Source organism: Bifidobacterium sp. WK041_4_12 (assembly GCF_041080795.1).
Taxonomy (GTDB): Bacteria; Actinomycetota; Actinomycetes; order Actinomycetales; family Bifidobacteriaceae; genus Bombiscardovia; species Bombiscardovia aquikefiricola.
In genome coordinates, this window is the sequence record NZ_CP129674.1 from 1673348 (window position 1) to 1690006 (window position 16659).

Genomic DNA, 16659 nt, shown 5'->3' on the forward strand with positions numbered 1-16659 from the left:
CTCCTCAACTTCAGCGTTCAACTCCAGCTCACCAGCTTCAATTCCAGTGCAACTCCCCCAGTGCCCTCTACCGATTCAACGCTCCTCGGAGTTCCCCAGTGCTTTGCAGTGCTTCCACTACCAGCCCCATCACTCCTCAGCGGTGAGAGTAAGGGGCGTCTGCACCAATTCAGCTTCCGCCGCCACGGTGGACGAGGACTGAATGTAAGCAATCATCTCAAAGCTGTCCCCCGGATTGAGGATGACTTTCTTCAAGCCGACATGCAGACCGTTAAGCGCACTGGTTGAATCTATTTCCGAACCATCTGACATCAAGGTGCGCATAACGCTTCCAAACACCGGTGCACATACGAAAATGGCAGTATCAATCTGCCCGGGTTGCAAACCATTCTGCAGATCGCCCAACACATACGGTGGAGTTGACGCAATATCTTCTGATTTCATCAGATTCTTGAGACGAATACGCACCTTATACTCTTGAGAACCGTCCTCAGCCTGTGTCACATGCACTATGGAAACATCCCGCTTCAAATACCAGTCCATCTTCGACTGCGTCTGGTCCGAGAAGAATACACCTATCTGCGGTCGTTCCGCATCAGTCTCAAGGCTACCTGCGATGGTGGTGCCCTGTAGCAGTTGTTCCTCTGAATCATGTGCACTCCACAGCAGGATATGCCCTCCTGAAATGGCTTCAGAGAATGCTTGGGTCAGATCGAATACACTTCCCGAATACTGCATGATCTTTTCAAAGCTACGCACTGCAGCCTCGGAAAAGAACTCGTCCTGCTCGCTTACGGCCTTGTTCACATATGCATCGTGCAGAAGGGTTTGTTGCGTGTTCGCATCTGTCAGCTTGGTTCCGTCGCTCAACGCAACCTCGCCGACAATGCCGATAATTGATTGCAACGCAACTGGATCGATGGCCATGACGCCGTCAATCTGCTGTTGGAATCGTTGCTCCCACATTGCCTTCGCTATGGTTCCGGCTCTCGGAAAATCAGGCGTGAAATTCACATCCTGCCCCATCCGCCCCATTTTGTTGGTGAACAGAAACTCTTCGTTCAATGTGATCGGCACCACGGGTTCATCCAGCCATGGCAGCTCACTCACCGAGACAAAAGGCTGGATCTTCAACGCACCTTGTTCGACCTGAATCACACCCCATGAGCCGGGCATGCCTCCCCTCGCACGGAGCTCGGCATTCGTTTGCGACAGCACCAGATAATTCCGGGTACTTTGGCCATCGAGATCGAGCATTGGTGGTGCCAGCTGCGAAATCTGAGACAGCATAGCCAGTCCCTGCTCCACCGTTGAGAGCAAACTTGTGAACTGAGACAGAGCCGATTGCAACTCAGCGATTCTCACTGACGGCAGTGTCGCCACTGTGGAATTCGCCTGCACCAATCCATCATGAGCCTGGACGAGGTATGGCGATGCTTCCTGCAGCCCGGGCAGACTCACTTTGCCTTCCGAGAATGAGATGTCATCCAATGAGAAATGTTCGCACGCCTGTTCCAAAGGTGTGAACGAAGTCGTGGAGACTATCGAAAGCGCCTGGACCGTCAGTTGCACAGAGGTGATGTCATCCCTGAAATACGGCGTGTGCGCAGCAACATTCCACACGATCCCAGACGTCTCACGATGTGCGTTGTCAATATGGTCGGCAAGTGCACGCAAGCTTTCGTGCAACTCTTCGCTTTCACCACTGATCACATGGCCATAGAGCGTTCCAGACAACGCAACGGCATCCTTCAACTCACTCCTGACATGCATGGCACTCATCGCGAACACCACACCAAAAGCCAGAAGTGCCACGACACAACCAAGCCCAGAAAGACCGAGCACCCATGTGAATGTTGAATGGTTCAATCTGGAACGACCGGGCGTTTTCCGCCTACGCTTCCTACCATGGTGGCTCTCAGAATACGGTTCCATGGCATCGTTGCCATTACAGGACAATGGATCCTTGCTTGAGGAATGCTCAGAGCTGTGCACCTTCATCAGTGTTCGCCTTATCTGTACGCGGTAAGCAACCTGTCATATACTTGCCGAGGGAAAGAATGAGGTATTCATACTCTACGAAATAGTAACAGCATGTATACTTTTATTCGGGAAATACGTCCATTGGGGGGACAATGTCATTCGATGGCAATGCTGTTTCAGATGAGTATGAGCATTATGAGCAGAGGAGCGTTCATCACAGCGGTGGATATTCCAACCCTCACCATCATAGGAACCTTGGGCATCATTCTCACACTGCACGCAATGTCAGCCTGATTCTCGCCGCAATTGTGATCATCGTCATCGCGGTTGGTGCATGGCTGGGATTGAAGCTCTACAAGCAGGCTCAAGAGGTAAGTTCGGAGGAGTCACAGGCTCTGTCGCTTCTTTCAAACGTTCAAGATGTGAGCCAGCTCAATAATGCGAATGCGGTAAGTACAATCTTGCCCCAGCTTCAGGCTCATACGGCAAAGGCTGCGACCATTGCCAACGGCAGTCTTTGGAAGCTCGCCACCCACGTTCCGGTATATGGTGACGACATCACGACCGTTCAAGGGATGACCCAAAGTGTGAATTCCCTGTCAACCAAGGCACTCCCCCAACTGTCGAAAAGCTTGCAGACTTTGCTCGGCTCGCAGTTGAGCTCCGGTGACAGGAATATCAGCGTGCAACCGATCATCGATGCCCAAAGTGGTTTCAGCGAAGCCGATAAAGACCTACAGTCAGAGCTTGACCAGCTGAAATGGCTGCCGGAACCCCACCTGAAGCAGGTCAAGGAACCATATAATCTGGCCGTGCAAAAATTCACTTCCGTATCCGGTCAGATTGACCAGATCAACAATCTGATTCAAGTGATGCCTAAATTCCTTGGATCGGACGGGATGCGCACCTATGTGATTATGGCTCAGACGACGTCTGAAGCGCGCTCAGGCGGCGGACTGGTGGGATCATTGGGAAGCTTCACCGCCAACAGAGGGGCAATCAGCGTAGGTGAGTTCCATCCGAATGCTGAGTTCATCAAGCTGGGTGGTTCACATGCGAATGCCGATGAGCAAGCCGTGTTTCAATCACCATTGGGCTTTGCTTTCGATATTCGAGATCTTGCTACCTTCCCTGACTTCTCACGCACTGCAGAAACAGTGAAAGATGTGTGGCAGCTTTCGCCATACAAGAGCACGGTCGATGGCGTTATGGGAATCGACCCGGTCTTCGTTCAGGAAATGATCAAAATCAGCGGCAATGTCACGCTGCCCAATGGCATGGTGCTTACCGGAGATAATACGGCTCAATTCATGCTCAACGGCATATACAAGGACGTACCTGTCTCCGAACAGGACACATATTTCAGCTATGTAGCATCTGCGGCGATGAACAATGTGTTCAAGAACATGACTGCAACGAAGATGATTAAGATTGCGCAATCGTTCAGTTCGTTGACTGGCCAGCGACATCTGTATCTGTATTCGTTCCATGCCGATGATGCCAAGAATTTCCAAGATGCGGGTCTTGCAAAGAATGCCCCCAGCAGCGAGACCAATCCTGAAACGGGCATCTATCTCAACGAGAACAATCCTTCGAAACTGGATTGGTATCTGCATAGAAACACCGTAATAACACGTACCTCGTGTAATCAGGACGGCTCACAGACCTACCATGTTGCATTCACTGCCACGAACACGATTCCTGCCGCCGATTTGGCTAGCGGTAATGCTTACATTCTTGGAGGATTCAGCAGGATAGGAGCTCCCGGCACCCCTGTCGAACGTATCCTCTTCTACGCCCCGCAGGGAGGATCGATACGCAACTTCTCTGTGTCTGGCAATGGGGGAAATCCCACTCAGGTGAGCATGGATGGCAAGAAACCGTGGACCAGCGTGGCATCCATAGCTCCAGGAAAGTCAGTCACCTATAACTATGATGTGACGACATCCATCAATTCCCAGGCTGACTTGAGCTTGGACCAGACACCTATGGGATGGCTTGACCCTGGTGTGACCTATAACATGGGCGCGTGCAAGATCGGTTAGACTATAGTTTCTTAAGGCCTTCACCGTTTCCACAGGTTACCGCCGCTGAAAAATGCAATTGTGCTCGTCGAAGCAGATAAATGACGGTACACTTGCATAATCTGAAATCACAGGAGTTGGAGTCTCTATGCATGTCATGTTCGTATGCACTGGAAACATATGCCGTTCACCTATCGGTGAGCTGCTGATGAGGCATTATCTTGCCGGAACAAGCATCGTGGTTGACAGTGCGGGCACACATGGTCTTACGAATCATGCCATTGACCCGTTCAGCCGAGAACTCATGGATGAGGTTGGCATTGAGTCGCGTGACTTCCGCTCCCGTCGGCTCTCCGCTGACATGGCTCGTTCAGCCGACCTGATCCTCTGCTTTGAAAAGGAGCAGCTTGCCGACATCAAGGCACTCGCACCAACGATGGGTCGACGGGTGTTTCTGCTTCCAGACTTTGCCAATCTGGCATTGACGTGTGCAGAACGAGGTCTGGTGAAGGGCTTGACGGTGAGCAAACGTCTAGAATCCATCATCGCTCAGGCACCCAGGCTTATGGGTATTATCCCCTCGTCAGAGGATATTGAAGACCCTCACAGAAAGACATTCGACGTTTTCGAACGTGCATGCGAGCAGACGAACGCGGCCATCGTGACGATTCTTGATTCACTGCGCAAGCACTATGATGACGCACGCGACCACTATTACGGCTACCGCTCCTAGCACAATGCTTAATGTCTTGTTGCTGCTCTTTTTCGTAGCTTTGTGCGAGTGATGATACCGGGAATCCGGTTGCCGGTCGCTAAGGTTTTCTTCAGTTCCGGCAAGAATGCTTATGAATGAAGCATCGTTGAGATAACTTCGATGGTCTTGCACGGATTCTTGAGAAGCGCCTCCAGATTGAGGCGTCTCCTCCGTCTTATCGTTATCGGTGGTTCTGGTTGAATGTTGGCGTGCTGGCGGAAATGATGGTGGGGTGTCTGGAAAGAGCGGCGTGATGTCTTCCATCTGATGCGGATGATTCTCAGACCGTAAAATCTGTTGGGGCTCGGCATCTGGGATTGCCGTCTCCCGGGTGGGTCGTGCAGTTTCAGTCGCGAAGTTCAAAGGTTGAATCGACCAGCCTGTGTCGACAAGATCGTCACCTGTCAGACCGGCATTGTCAATATCTGCAAGATAAGTCTCAGGCTCAGAGCCGGATGCGGCATGTTGAGATTGCGACTCGCTTCCATTCCTCATACGTAATTCGGAGGAGTTTTGCTTTGACGTCTGACTATTCTGAAAGATAGCGTCGTCCGATGGAGACACGACGGGAAATATCAGACTAGGCGCATCGTCACTCTGCTTCACGATTCCCATTTTCCCCCTTGCTCCCCTATTTCCGGCGTCAGATGTCACGCATTGCGTGCATGACGCTCCTGCTTCTTTCCTTCGGAATCATAATAGTAGTAGTTGCCTTTTCTGCCCTTATGCTGCTCCGCAAAGTTAAAGACAGTTCCGATAATCGGCACATCGATGGTCTTGAGCTGGGCGACAGAGTCGGCAAGTTCCTTCTTATCGCACACGCCTCGGCCACCGACAAGGACGATTCCCTTGCTGATGCGACCGAACATACCGGCATCGGCAGCCACATCCAAAGGCGTTGTATCCACGATAACGTAGTCATATTGCTTGAGTGCCTGCTGAATCATCGCTTCCATAAGCGGCGAGTTCAGCAGCAGCGAAGCGTTCGGCGGCTTGGGACCTGCGGGCATGATGTGCAGGTCGTTCTTCCAATAGCGTTGAACAGCATCTGCTACATTGGCCTGGTTCGAAAGGACATGGGAAAGGCCGATAGAACCATCTATCTGAAGCTTTTTGCTGATGCTTGGATGACGCAGGTCGGCATCAATAAGAAGCACACGACTGCCATTCTCTGCAAAGGCTGCAGCAAGATTCGTCGATGTGGTGGTCTTGCCCTCGCTCGGCAGCGTTGAAGTGACAATGAGCAGTCGGGAATGAGTGCCTTCAATCGGCGCAATGAAGGAAAGGTTACCTCGAATTCGACGGTATTCCTCAGCCACCATCGAATTCGGTTCGCCAATCACGACAGGTCTTGACTTGTTCACAGCGTCGTTTGTAGGGATGGATCCAAGCAACGGGGCATCCGTGAGACGGCGGAGATCATGGATATTATTGAGCCTCGTGTCCATCATGTCGCGTAAAAGAGCCGCGAGTATACCCACAATGATGCCAAGAAGCACACCAATCAGCAGATTGAGTTTGATCTTCGGGGAACTCGGATGGCTCGGCAATGTCGCCTTTTGCACCACGGAAAGCTTCACTGGAGAATTAGTGGAGGAATAGAGCGATGACCTCACCGTCTTACTCAACGATTCAGCAACCGCGTTAGCGATCTGCTGGGACTGAGCCGGATTGTCTGTCTCCACGGAGATGTCGATAAGCATCGTATCAGTCGGGTTGCTGACAGCGATCAGCTTGCCAAGTTCAGAAACGCTCATATTGAGGTTGAGATCGCTGATAACCGGGTCAAGCACCGCCTGGGTCGTTGCCAAGGTTGGGTATGACTTGATCTGGGTGGAAATATATGATCCAGCGGTATTGATGTCCGAAATGCTTTGAGAGTTAGCAGCCGCATTGTCATATGTTGCATATAACTCTGATGAAGCCGTATATTGTGGTGTCGCCATCAGTGTGTAGACACCAACCAACACCAGAACGACAACGAAAGCGGGAATCGCTACAGCCCAACCCTTGCGAATCGCAACGAGTAAATCCATTATTGTCAGGCCAGAGTCTTGGCTGGATTCCAGATTTGGACGATCCGTCATAGCCGATTCTGATTCATTTTTTTCAGACACGACGCGTTTCTCCTTCGCGTATATTTAACATGGGAAGTCTATCGGAAGGGGTGGTCGTTTAACAGATTGCTAATTCCATACTCCGTTTACATTAACGAAATTTGGCACAGAAAATACCTAGTAATACGCTATTGTCTACTGCTAGATAAACCATTTGCAACTCTGAAGAGAGATCATCTTGACTTCGAAGCAAACCCCACCATCGTCCATTTCCATCGCGGTTGCTACTCATAAACCGTACAGAATGCCGACCGATCCAATATATCTACCAATTCATGTTGGTGCTGCGCTCCATCCTGATGTTTTACCAACCATGCTTGGTGACAACACTGGAGATAACATATCGGATCTGAATAACTATTATTCTGAATTGACTGCACTCTACTGGCTTTGGAAAAACAAGGACGCGGACTATAAAGGACTGGTCCATTACCGGCGCCATCTGGGCACTCAAAGATTTTCAAGATTTTTCATCAGAGACCGTTTTCAAAGAATAATTACTGAAAATGAACTCAAAGAACTTTTGACAATTCACGATGTCATTGTCGCAAAAAAACGCAATTACTACATTGAAACCGTATATTCACATTACTCTCATACCTTTGATTCCAATCAATTTGACTTATGTAGAGAAGTATTAGCGGAGTTGAAGCCAGACTTTGTACCTGCCTGGGATCATTTGATGAAGTCACGAAGCGCTCATATCTTCAATATGTTCATCATGAGTAGCTCTAAATTCGATGAGTATTGTGACTATATGTTCCCAGTACTGTTTGAGCTTGAACGCAGACTTGACCCCCGTAAGTATGACTCATTTAACGCGAGATATATTGGCCGTGTCAGTGAACGGTTATTGGACCCTTGGTTGGAGACGAATGGCTATGCCTATGCCGAACTGCCGGTATTAAACACGGAGGCGGTGAATTGGATCAATAAAGGAAGCTCATTCTTATTGGCTAAAGCCGGGATACGTAAGTACAGGAAGAGTTTTTAGCACTTCCCGTCACAGATAACGGCCGTTGATAAGCATGCTGAGGATTCTTGAAGTCACTGAAGCGGTACGATCGCGCTGTGTAAAGGTGATGAACAAATCTGACGCACGTATCATTACGTCAGTATTCGCTTAACATGCGTACCATATGAATATAAGTGAGACCAGTAACGTTACGCAATCTAATTGCCGAATGTATTTATTTTGGATGCGTTCAGGTTTGTTGCTGATTTTATCTAAAGTTGTTTCGGAGTGCGTCTTGTTACTCACTCCTCTGATAAGGAGCATTTATGGCTGGTACTGGACAGTTCCACTACTTGAGTCAAATCAGTAAAGTTCTTGGCACACGAGTGGCGTTCTATAAAATGTTGAACCATGTGAATCAGGACAGATTTGGTAAAGCTTATTACAGAACGCTGTGCCAAGCATTGGGGAGCAAAGTATACGACAATGTTGCATTTGATGAGCAAGCACTTCACAATGCACAATTGATTGAACCCACTTCACCGATTTGGATAATGTGGTGGGATGGCGAGAAGGAGTTCCCTCCACTGGTGAAATGTTGTGTTGATAGTGTCCGACGGAATGCCGGCACGCATCCCGTCATCATTATCTCGAAGAGTAACCTCTCTGAATACGTGCAAATCCCGTCTGTCATTCTTGGCAAAGTTCAAGATGGGACAATCTCAGTAACAGCATTCTCAGATATTGTTCGCTTTGCACTGCTACGCCGCTATGGTGGACTTTGGTTGGACGCAACTATTGTTCTCAGAGTCCCTGTCGGTAAATTGATTGACGGAAAGCAATTTTTCTCACTTAGACGCGGGAATTCCTATAAGCCAAAGATTGCTGTCTGGTCAGGCGAGTGGACTGTTTTTTGCATAGGAGGAGGGAAAGGTAATCCCGTCTTTGATTACATGTACAAGGCCTTAACCACATATTGGAACCGCACTAACGTTCTTGTGGATTATTTTTTAATCGATTGCACAATTAGCATAATGTATGATGCTTTCTTTGGTGTAAGGGAACAATTCGGACAGATTCCCAAAATTTCCTATAATCTGTACGAGTTGGAGGCTGACCTCAATAAAGATAACGATAGTAATGTCGTCAGTAATTTACACGGTGATATTTACAAACTCAACCGGAAAACCACGCATGTATTAAAGACAATTGACGGTCACGAGACTGTATACTCCCGCTTCTTACAGGTTGATTTGTAGGGAAGGGTGTTCCATCGGTTTTCCCATGGATTACGTAGCTACCATATAAAACGTTCCCGCTGCTCAGTTGTTAAGATCCGAACATACTGAATTGGTTCAAACAGCTAATTTTCGGTAGGAAAGAGCAATCATTAATCTACAGCTTGACCCATATACAACGGAGAACAATATCTGTCCGGATATATATCGAGAGTGTGTTGTCACAGACCTATACCAACATAAAGATAATTCTTGCCGGTGATGGTTCATCAGACTCATGTCCGAGTATATGCGACAGATTTGCGAGTCTTCCGATAAGCTACGGAAGCTTAATTGTTCTTATCAACATCTCTTTTGTAAAACCAATAACCTAACTGTCACCATTCAACAGTCGAGTGCCGCTGCGTCTAGAGGTTATGAGAATAATTGATGATATAAAGTGACTATATGTGTGATTTAGAGCAAAAACTCTGCAAATGGCAGTGCCGAAAGAGGTGTCAAAGTTGGGTAACGATCAACAGGAATCAGTTGTTGTCTCGGTAATTATTCCAGTCTTTAATGTTCTACAATTCCTCCCTCGTTTAGTGGCTGATTGCGAGAAGCAGCAAGTATCTGGAACTGAATTCATTTTTATCGATGACGGTTCAACCGACGGCTCATCAAATTTCTTAGATGGTTTGCAAACCAGAAGCAACTACATCATTATTCATCAAAACAATGCAGGAGTGGCAGTCGCAAGAAATGTTGGATTAAAGGCTGCTCATGGCGACTACGTCTGTTTTATCGACCCTGACGATTCTATCAGTGATGATTACATTGCAACGTTAGTTAATGCTGCCAAAACAAACGCTACGGACGTAGTGCTTTCAGACTGGGCTACAATCCAGGGATCATCAATTAGCTATCACCATATTTCGAAGACCTCAGTACCAGCAGAGATATCACAAGATGAAGTTTTTCGGACGGCTTTGGAAAGTGAGCGAATATTGTGTTCATTATGGGCAAAGCTTTTTTCAAAACACCTGTTTAATGATAATTCATTCCCAATACAACGAACCTGCTCAGATTTTGTGCCCTGTTTTACTGCACTTTCTAAGGCAGAATCTATCTGCTACGCGCCCGGTGCATATTATTATTACACTTCAGACAGGAACTCAAGCCTTCAAAATACACAAACTACAAACGATATTCAAGACTCTGTGATGGTGCATCAGCAGTTGGCCAGATTCATTCATGATCAAATACCCACTTTGAACGAATCAGCTATTCTTGACCTCGCTTACGCAAGGGTACAGGCATGTGTCCATATATGTAAATCTACAAAAGTTAGCAATAAACATCGTGAATTCAGACGTTATGCGAAACATCTGTATCAGCATCTCATACCAGTAATGCGTACACAGGGCTCACTTTCAGGAAAATGTCTTTACGTCATTACAACCTTGGGATACTTTACCACGCAGGCCTCTTTAACAATTCGCATGCTGTTACACAGAATTTAAGAGCTTCCTCGATAATGTTTGCGATGACTTTAGATACCGAATCCCGATTTATGAGTTAGCTACGTTACAGGGTATCCGGTGCTTGTCTTGTAGAGATATGTCATGTTCTTTCACTCAACATAACTCCATGTGACTGACTTGATTGGATGAAAATAAACTCGGAACTAGGTCATTTACCAATGAATATGCATTAATACCTTTCCGCCACAGCATTCACCGATAAATTTTCAATTATAGGCATGTATTTGTATTATCAAACAGGGGATTTTTCAAAAATTCGTGCATAACAAATTCCGGTGGGAGGAATGTAGATTTGGAAGAAAAACATGCGTATCTGATTATGGCTCATGCAAATCCGCGTCAGCTCTCCTTACTATTGAAGCTGATTGATGATCCAAGAAATGACATTTATCTCCATATAGATAAAGGAAGTTCTTCGGATTTCAAACTCCATTTTTCTCCGTCCTTGGCATATTCTCAGCTACACATAATTCCTTCAATTTCAATACATTGGGGCGGGTGGTCTCAAATTGAGTGTGAGATCAAGTTACTAGAGGCAGCAGCATCTTCGGCAACCACTTATAGCTATTATCATTTACTCTCCGGAATGGATTTGCCTATCAAAAATCAAGACACAATCCATGATTTTTTCCACAAGCATTCTGGAAAGGAATTCTTGGCGTGCTGGTTCACAGAGGAAAACAACACTTTTACAAATGACCTATATGAAAGACTCAGATTTTATTATCCGCTCCAAGATCTGACGCCACGCTTAGATACTATAAGCCCTCGCATCTCAAAGCTGCTTCAACGAATGCTCCATATAAATCGAATACGGGATAAGACTTTCAAACTTGCCAAAGGAGCCAACTGGTTTAGCATCACCAGTTCGTTCGCCGAGTATGTACTTGGGCATCAACAGTTCATTCGCAAATATTTCCGTTCAAGCCTTTGCGGTGATGAAATTTTTATGCAGACCCTTCTTGTTAATTCACCATATAGAGAATCATTGTGGCAAGATGTTCACAATCAGAATCTCAGATGTATTGATTGGGAAAGAGGCAAGCCATACACCTTCCGGGCAGACGATTTCATGATGCTCACTCAATCAAAAGCAATGTTTGCAAGGAAATTCGATGAACGCCTTGATAATACAATTATTGAAATGGTACAAGAGCATGTAGGTGAGTGAAAATCTCACGTTCAGAACGTTGGATAGCGTTCTGAACGGTTCAAACAAATGAGAAAAGATACTCATGGAATAGCGTTGTTTTGAAGATAACGTCCAGTTTCTCTGGTCTTTTCGTTCGGATCGATATAACAGACACGCCTTGATTTACATGGAAGAACACTTTTCTTCAATTTCTGAATCGAACTTATCAAGCAATATTTCGGAATCATCCGTCAATCCACCATCCGCAAAGAGTAGCTCAACAGTTCTCATTTCTTACCTATGAATCTTTTGAAAGATTCATTCTACACATTCGCATAAAAGAAATATCTAATCATCGCCGCAACTAGTGGATCAGTATACGTTCGTTAGACGTACTCATATGCCGGTTACATGATGTACGATCCCATATTCTGACGCCAAACATTGTACATAAAAACAATCAACACAATAATTATGATTACTAATGCAGTCATCTGCAAAACACCAAACTTTTTGGCCATCCAAAGTTTGTTATTTGTGTCAGATGACGTTAGCGTTTTATCAATATATGAGTAACTACTACTAACCGGCTTATAAAAAATTTGACTTATAACGATTGTAACTAGCGGAATCACATTGAAAACAAGCAGAGCAGCGTAACGCCTAAACGGAGTTCCACTAGTGATAGAACCAAGGCAGAAGCATACATAAGTGATGATGTAATTTATATACGGCTTTGGCAACACAAAATAGTCCGCATACGTGTTAATCTTCGTGTAAATTGAAATAGTCTTCTTTTCATTCTTAATATATATGAGAAGTGCAACTACGATTAAGAGGAATACGGAATACATCAAAACCATTCTGTTCACAGAAGAATACATATCGAATGATGATCCACTTATGAAATACCCATTCACTTTGCTATAAATGCCGGACCAAAAACTTTTACCTGGTAAGAATTTCATTGCCAGAGTAGCGCCAGTAATTGCAAACAATCCATAAAGAGCCAAAATGATGTTTATGCAAATTCGTATTTTTGTCTTTTTGATGCTAGAAAGTATAAACAAAATCAACTGCACCCACGCACCAACATGGAATAAGCCTGCTGCGACACAGCATAATAATGCTGGGACAATACCCTTCTTCTTGTTACGAAGTGTTATTGATAATATTGCAGCTGAGCTCAGTCCCATCGCGGGAAAATTACGGACTCCGCCAACCATCCCTGACAGACTAAAGGATGAAATCGCGAGCCAACATGTGACAAGAAATGGTAAAACTGGGAAACTCTGAGTTTTATAGGTTATAAAAATTATATAAGCAAGTGCAGCAAAAAAAAGAAATGCCGCAAATGACTGTAATATCGCTGAAGAGGCTGATGGGGACACAAAATACAGCAGGACCGCCGAACCGGGACTAGTCAGGTATTCCTTCAAAAGATATGAAAATCCATAAGTCTGAGCAGAAAGCATCTCATTATGCATTCTGACTATATCGGCATAACCCGAGAATTGAATTAGAGAAGCAACATATGTAAGGACGAGTACAAAAAGAATTAAACCTACTTGAATATATAGTCCCTGACTTCTTCCTTGGGCACGCATTGCGTACCCAACGCTGAGGATAAGCGCAAGCGCTGCTAACGAATAAATGAAAGCTACCATTAATAATTCTCCAAGATAATATGCATTAGCAATGCTAATTCAATTTCCACTGTAAAATCAATCTCCCTAATCTACGTTTTAAGATTCTACTAGAAGATTACAAGCAGAATTGTTAGACGGCGGTGATGTTCTGAAATTTACAGATATTGATTTCGCGTATTTAGCCCTTGAGAGTTATAAATTTGAAGCAAATAAATTGCTGTTTTCTATTTGCTCTTTTCAAGAAGTTGCTGCAAGAGTGGGGTCTGGTTCTTCAACGTCCATTTTGATCTTGCAAACAGCTCAGAGTCGGATTCTCTTTCTGTATTTTCGATTTTTTGGACGTGGTTTGCCCAACAAGAATCATTGGAGTCTAATGATAGATATTGTGTATGCTCGGTAACGATTGATTCTTGTGACACTGTGTTAGAGGCAATATAAGGAAGTCCGCAAGCTTGAGCCTCCAAAAGTACGATTGGAAGGCCTTCAAAAAGTGATGGTAGGAGCAACATGTCCATTGCATTGAGAATACTTTCAACAGCTCTTACGTTTCCAGTAAATATTACCGATGATTCGAGTCCAAGCTTTTGAACTTCTTTCTTCAACTCAGATTCAAGCTCACCAGAGCCCGTCAGTACCAATTTAGAATTTGAGTTCAAACTATGGAATGATCTAAATATGTCCAAGACCCTTCTTGGATTTTTTTGTTTTGTAAATCTACCGACGAATCCTACTAATAATTCATCGCTAATCCCCAAGCGATTTCTCATTGTTTGTCGAGCATTGGCGTTGAATGTGAAACGTTTCGTATCAATTGCGTTGGGAACGAGCGTAAAAGATTGTTGCGTTCCAAAAATAAATTCTGCCGCTTCCGTTGAACATGCCCACTTATCAGTTGAAAATCTATTCACCAGCTTGCGATTGACAAGGTTAAGTGGCATCTTTATAAATTTGCTTGGAGTACCAGCATTATGCGAATGAGCAATAATTCTTGATATCCCATTACGTCGGGCAGCGACTATTGGCAAAATATTGGCTGCTGAAAGCATGTTGTAATAAATCGCGTCATACGAAGTCTTTTCGAGAATCGCACAGATTTTTTTATAGTATGCCAACGGTTTCCTATGGAAATCGGGAACCTTGTAAACCGTAGAACCATTTTTACGGAATTCATCCTCATAACACATTGTCGGTGAAGAGGAAACAAAATCAAAATGAATATTATAGATGGTATTGAATACGTTGTAGAAATATGTTTCAACACCGCCTATTTTATCATGTACACCGAAAACCAATATATTTTCTGGCATCTATTTTAATCCTTCCGTTTCGGTTTCTCGGGATACTCACCCGGGGTTCTTGCCCAAATTGTTAGGGTTTGACGATTCCGGTGAACATGACCCGTGCCCCCGTGTGACATTTTCAGTCGCGGAACAAGAAAACCGCAATTGGAAAGCTGGAGATACGAAACCATGCACGGTAAAATCATACAAGTTACTCAGGCCATGCTCGAGACTCAACTGGATCGTATGGTTTCCGAGAAAGTCAACGAACTCTTCAATGAGACGCTGAGACCGATGATCTACTGGGTAAGGCTCGGCACGAGCGTTCCGAATCTGGGAAAGCGCATCATGCGCGTCAATGAGGGCGTAATGGGATCGCCAAGACCGGGAATATGACAACGTTGATATCCAAGCTTAATGGAACGGTCTTTGAGTAGGCTGTGATCTACCGTTACGCTAATACGTGGAGTCGGTCGAGGAGGAGTTCTAGCATGCTCGGTGGGTCACTGACGTGCTGAAGCTCGTGTTTCCTAAGAGCGTTTCCCAACGGCGGAAACTCATTGATGCTCAATTATTTGGTAAATAATACTTTCAACGTTTTCAACTGTCCAGTAAGCAGAAGAGCACAAACAGTCATGAGTATGTATACGGATGTGTAAAAGCTGAAGGAAATGAAATAATTATCCGTCAAGAATTCGAAATAATACTTGATGACCGCCAATGGCAGAAAACAAATTGTTGATGTAATGGCCGAAGGCAGGATAGGCTTGAAAAAATCGAACAGTTTATGAGAGAAAGTCTTTACCGTTGTGAAATAGGCAACAGTGATGGTCTGTAGAACAAAAGCTGCAGTAACCATTGCTGTTACCGTATACAAATTCTTAGATATTGCTCCTATAAGGACAAAAACAACCATTATTACAGTTGCAAAAATGCCTTGCGCAAATAAATAATCAGTTCGCCCGGCGCTCTGTAGAATACTACCGGTTATGTTGTTTACCATCTGAAAGGTGATACTTATGCTCAAGATCGTAAACAGTGGGACACATTGCATCCATTGACTTCCATACGCAAAATAGATGAGCTCTTTGTTACACAAAAGAAACAGAAAAGTTGCCATCGAGCCAATCATTGCCAGCACTGAAATCATTTTCGACTGGGCTTCATATAGTTTTTCTTTTTTATCTTGGTACATAGATAAAAAGGGTTGAATTATTGACCCTAATACCCCAGGTACAAATTGAATTGGATAGGTTGTTAGCTTATAAGCCTTGTCATAAAGTCCGAGAGGGGCTGATCCAGAAATCCGTCCAATAATCAAATGGTCGAGATTTCTTGAAAAATAATTAACCAAGCCAAAACCCGCTTGGTATGAAGAGTATCGTGCAACAATACGCATTGAATGTACTATGTGGATGTCAGAGAAACTTATTTGGCCCCTAACACTGATGAAATTCCAGAAGAAAACCAGAATTGAGATAATATTAATATTCCAAATCAATGACATTGCTCCGAAACCATTCAATGCCATAGTGACAGCAACTACGCCACCAATAATTGTGGTAACGATGAGTCTGAAACCAACGAGATCAAATCTTTTTTCCTTCAATAGGATCCCATTTGCAACCATGTCGATAGTGCTAAAGAATATCGATATGGCTGACCAGGCACAAAGATGCGTATAGGCAGCTACGCGGAAGAACCATGCTATGGGAAAGCCCAAACCGATAAATGCAAGAGTAAGAACAGATCCAAGGCCCAAGGAAAAAAGAAATATACTGCCATAATCGTTTTTTGTTAAATTCTTATACTGGATTATAGCGGGACCTAGACCCATGTCGGCGAGAATTCCAAAAAGGTTTGTAAAAATTGAAATACCAGCAATAATTCCATAGTCGTTGGGAGACAGTAAGCGAGCCAGTATAGCAGTCAGTATGAGTTGCAAAAACACATTTAAATATCTGGATCCAAATTGAATTGCTGCTGCACGGCGGAAGCTCATAT

General features: G+C 44.9%; 14 protein-coding genes. 8 read left to right on the plus strand and 6 right to left on the minus strand.

Annotated features, from left to right (window positions below):
• Positions 1-129: 129 nt before the first annotated feature.
• Positions 130-2001, minus strand: a complete 1872-nt coding sequence (locus QN215_RS07130; protein ID WP_369343633.1) for a DUF4012 domain-containing protein — start codon at positions 1999-2001, stop codon at positions 130-132.
• A gap of 290 nt (positions 2002-2291) precedes the next feature.
• On the opposite strand from QN215_RS07130, the gene QN215_RS07135 reads away from it, so the two are divergent.
• Together QN215_RS07135 and QN215_RS07140 are read left to right on the plus strand one after the other, a co-directional pair.
• Positions 2292-4028 carry a DUF4012 domain-containing protein gene (locus QN215_RS07135; protein ID WP_369343634.1) on the plus strand — a complete coding sequence of 579 codons (1737 nt, stop codon included), beginning with the start codon at positions 2292-2294 and terminating at the stop codon, positions 4026-4028.
• 127 nt (positions 4029-4155) lie between these two features.
• Positions 4156-4740 (plus strand): low molecular weight phosphatase family protein, encoded by a 585-nt coding sequence (locus QN215_RS07140; protein WP_369343635.1) that lies wholly within the window; start codon positions 4156-4158, stop codon positions 4738-4740.
• Here the strand turns inward: QN215_RS07140 and QN215_RS07145 are convergent.
• Together QN215_RS07145 and QN215_RS07150 are read right to left on the minus strand one after the other, a co-directional pair.
• The gene (locus QN215_RS07145; RefSeq protein WP_369343636.1) at positions 4684-5256 is read right to left on the minus strand and encodes a hypothetical protein; all 573 of its coding nucleotides are present in this window, start codon (positions 5254-5256) and stop codon (positions 4684-4686) included. The two genes, QN215_RS07140 and QN215_RS07145, sit on opposite strands and share 57 nt — an antisense overlap.
• A 155-nt stretch (positions 5257-5411) precedes the next feature.
• Positions 5412-6878 carry a polysaccharide biosynthesis tyrosine autokinase gene (locus QN215_RS07150; protein ID WP_369343637.1) on the minus strand — a complete coding sequence of 489 codons (1467 nt, stop codon included), beginning with the start codon at positions 6876-6878 and terminating at the stop codon, positions 5412-5414.
• A 178-nt stretch (positions 6879-7056) separates the two neighbouring features.
• Here QN215_RS07150 and QN215_RS07155 point away from each other — a divergent pair, with 178 nt between their 5' ends.
• The 5 genes from QN215_RS07155 (at position 7057) to QN215_RS07175 (ending at position 11765) form a co-directional block, all read left to right on the plus strand.
• Positions 7057-7872, plus strand: coding sequence for a DUF4422 domain-containing protein (locus tag QN215_RS07155; protein ID WP_369343638.1), 816 nt, complete (start codon positions 7057-7059; stop codon positions 7870-7872).
• A gap of 287 nt (positions 7873-8159) precedes the next feature.
• The gene (locus tag QN215_RS07160; protein ID WP_369343639.1) at positions 8160-9092 is read left to right on the plus strand and encodes a capsular polysaccharide synthesis protein; all 933 of its coding nucleotides are present in this window, start codon (positions 8160-8162) and stop codon (positions 9090-9092) included.
• 143 nt (positions 9093-9235) lie between these two features.
• Positions 9236-9445 (plus strand): glycosyltransferase, encoded by a 210-nt coding sequence (locus QN215_RS07165; RefSeq protein ID WP_369343640.1) that lies wholly within the window; start codon positions 9236-9238, stop codon positions 9443-9445.
• Positions 9446-9574: 129 nt separating this feature from the next.
• Positions 9575-10573 carry a glycosyltransferase family 2 protein gene (locus QN215_RS07170; protein WP_369343641.1) on the plus strand — a complete coding sequence of 333 codons (999 nt, stop codon included), beginning with the start codon at positions 9575-9577 and terminating at the stop codon, positions 10571-10573.
• Between the two features lie 313 nt (positions 10574-10886).
• Entirely contained in the window at positions 10887-11765 is an 879-nt protein-coding gene (locus tag QN215_RS07175) for a beta-1,6-N-acetylglucosaminyltransferase (protein WP_369343642.1), read from the plus strand.
• Between the two features lie 368 nt (positions 11766-12133).
• Here QN215_RS07175 and QN215_RS07180 read toward each other — a convergent pair whose 3' ends face one another.
• Entirely contained in the window at positions 12134-13393 is a 1260-nt protein-coding gene (locus QN215_RS07180) for a hypothetical protein (RefSeq protein WP_369343643.1), read from the minus strand.
• Between the two features lie 206 nt (positions 13394-13599).
• A complete protein-coding gene (locus QN215_RS07185) occupies positions 13600-14682 on the minus strand; it encodes a glycosyltransferase (RefSeq protein WP_369343644.1) in 1083 nt (360 codons plus the stop codon).
• Positions 14683-14877: 195 nt separating this feature from the next.
• On the opposite strand from QN215_RS07185, the gene QN215_RS07190 reads away from it, so the two are divergent.
• On the plus strand, positions 14878-15051 hold the full coding sequence (locus tag QN215_RS07190) for a hypothetical protein (RefSeq protein ID WP_369343645.1): 174 nt from the start codon (positions 14878-14880) through the stop codon (positions 15049-15051).
• A 175-nt stretch (positions 15052-15226) separates the two neighbouring features.
• On the opposite strand, the gene QN215_RS07195 is transcribed toward QN215_RS07190, so the two are convergent.
• On the minus strand, positions 15227-16657 hold the full coding sequence (locus QN215_RS07195; protein ID WP_369343646.1) for a lipopolysaccharide biosynthesis protein: 1431 nt from the start codon (positions 16655-16657) through the stop codon (positions 15227-15229).
• Positions 16658-16659 lie beyond the last annotated feature (2 nt).

What these genes read in the sequence shown, in the direction of transcription:
- QN215_RS07145 (WP_369343636.1), bottom strand. Translation starts at nt 5,256, where the DNA reads ATGAGGAATGGAAGCGAGTCGCAATCTCAACATGCCGCATCCGGCTCT.
- QN215_RS07160 (WP_369343639.1), top strand. Translation starts at nt 8,160, where the DNA reads ATGGCTGGTACTGGACAGTTCCACTACTTGAGTCAAATCAGTAAAGTT.
- QN215_RS07130 (WP_369343633.1), bottom strand. Translation starts at nt 2,001, where the DNA reads ATGAAGGTGCACAGCTCTGAGCATTCCTCAAGCAAGGATCCATTGTCC.
- QN215_RS07195 (WP_369343646.1), bottom strand. Translation starts at nt 16,657, where the DNA reads ATGAGCTTCCGCCGTGCAGCAGCAATTCAATTTGGATCCAGATATTTA.
- QN215_RS07190 (WP_369343645.1), top strand. Translation starts at nt 14,878, where the DNA reads ATGCTCGAGACTCAACTGGATCGTATGGTTTCCGAGAAAGTCAACGAA.
- QN215_RS07185 (WP_369343644.1), bottom strand. Translation starts at nt 14,682, where the DNA reads ATGCCAGAAAATATATTGGTTTTCGGTGTACATGATAAAATAGGCGGT.
- QN215_RS07140 (WP_369343635.1), top strand. Translation starts at nt 4,156, where the DNA reads ATGCATGTCATGTTCGTATGCACTGGAAACATATGCCGTTCACCTATC.
- QN215_RS07180 (WP_369343643.1), bottom strand. Translation starts at nt 13,393, where the DNA reads ATGGTAGCTTTCATTTATTCGTTAGCAGCGCTTGCGCTTATCCTCAGC.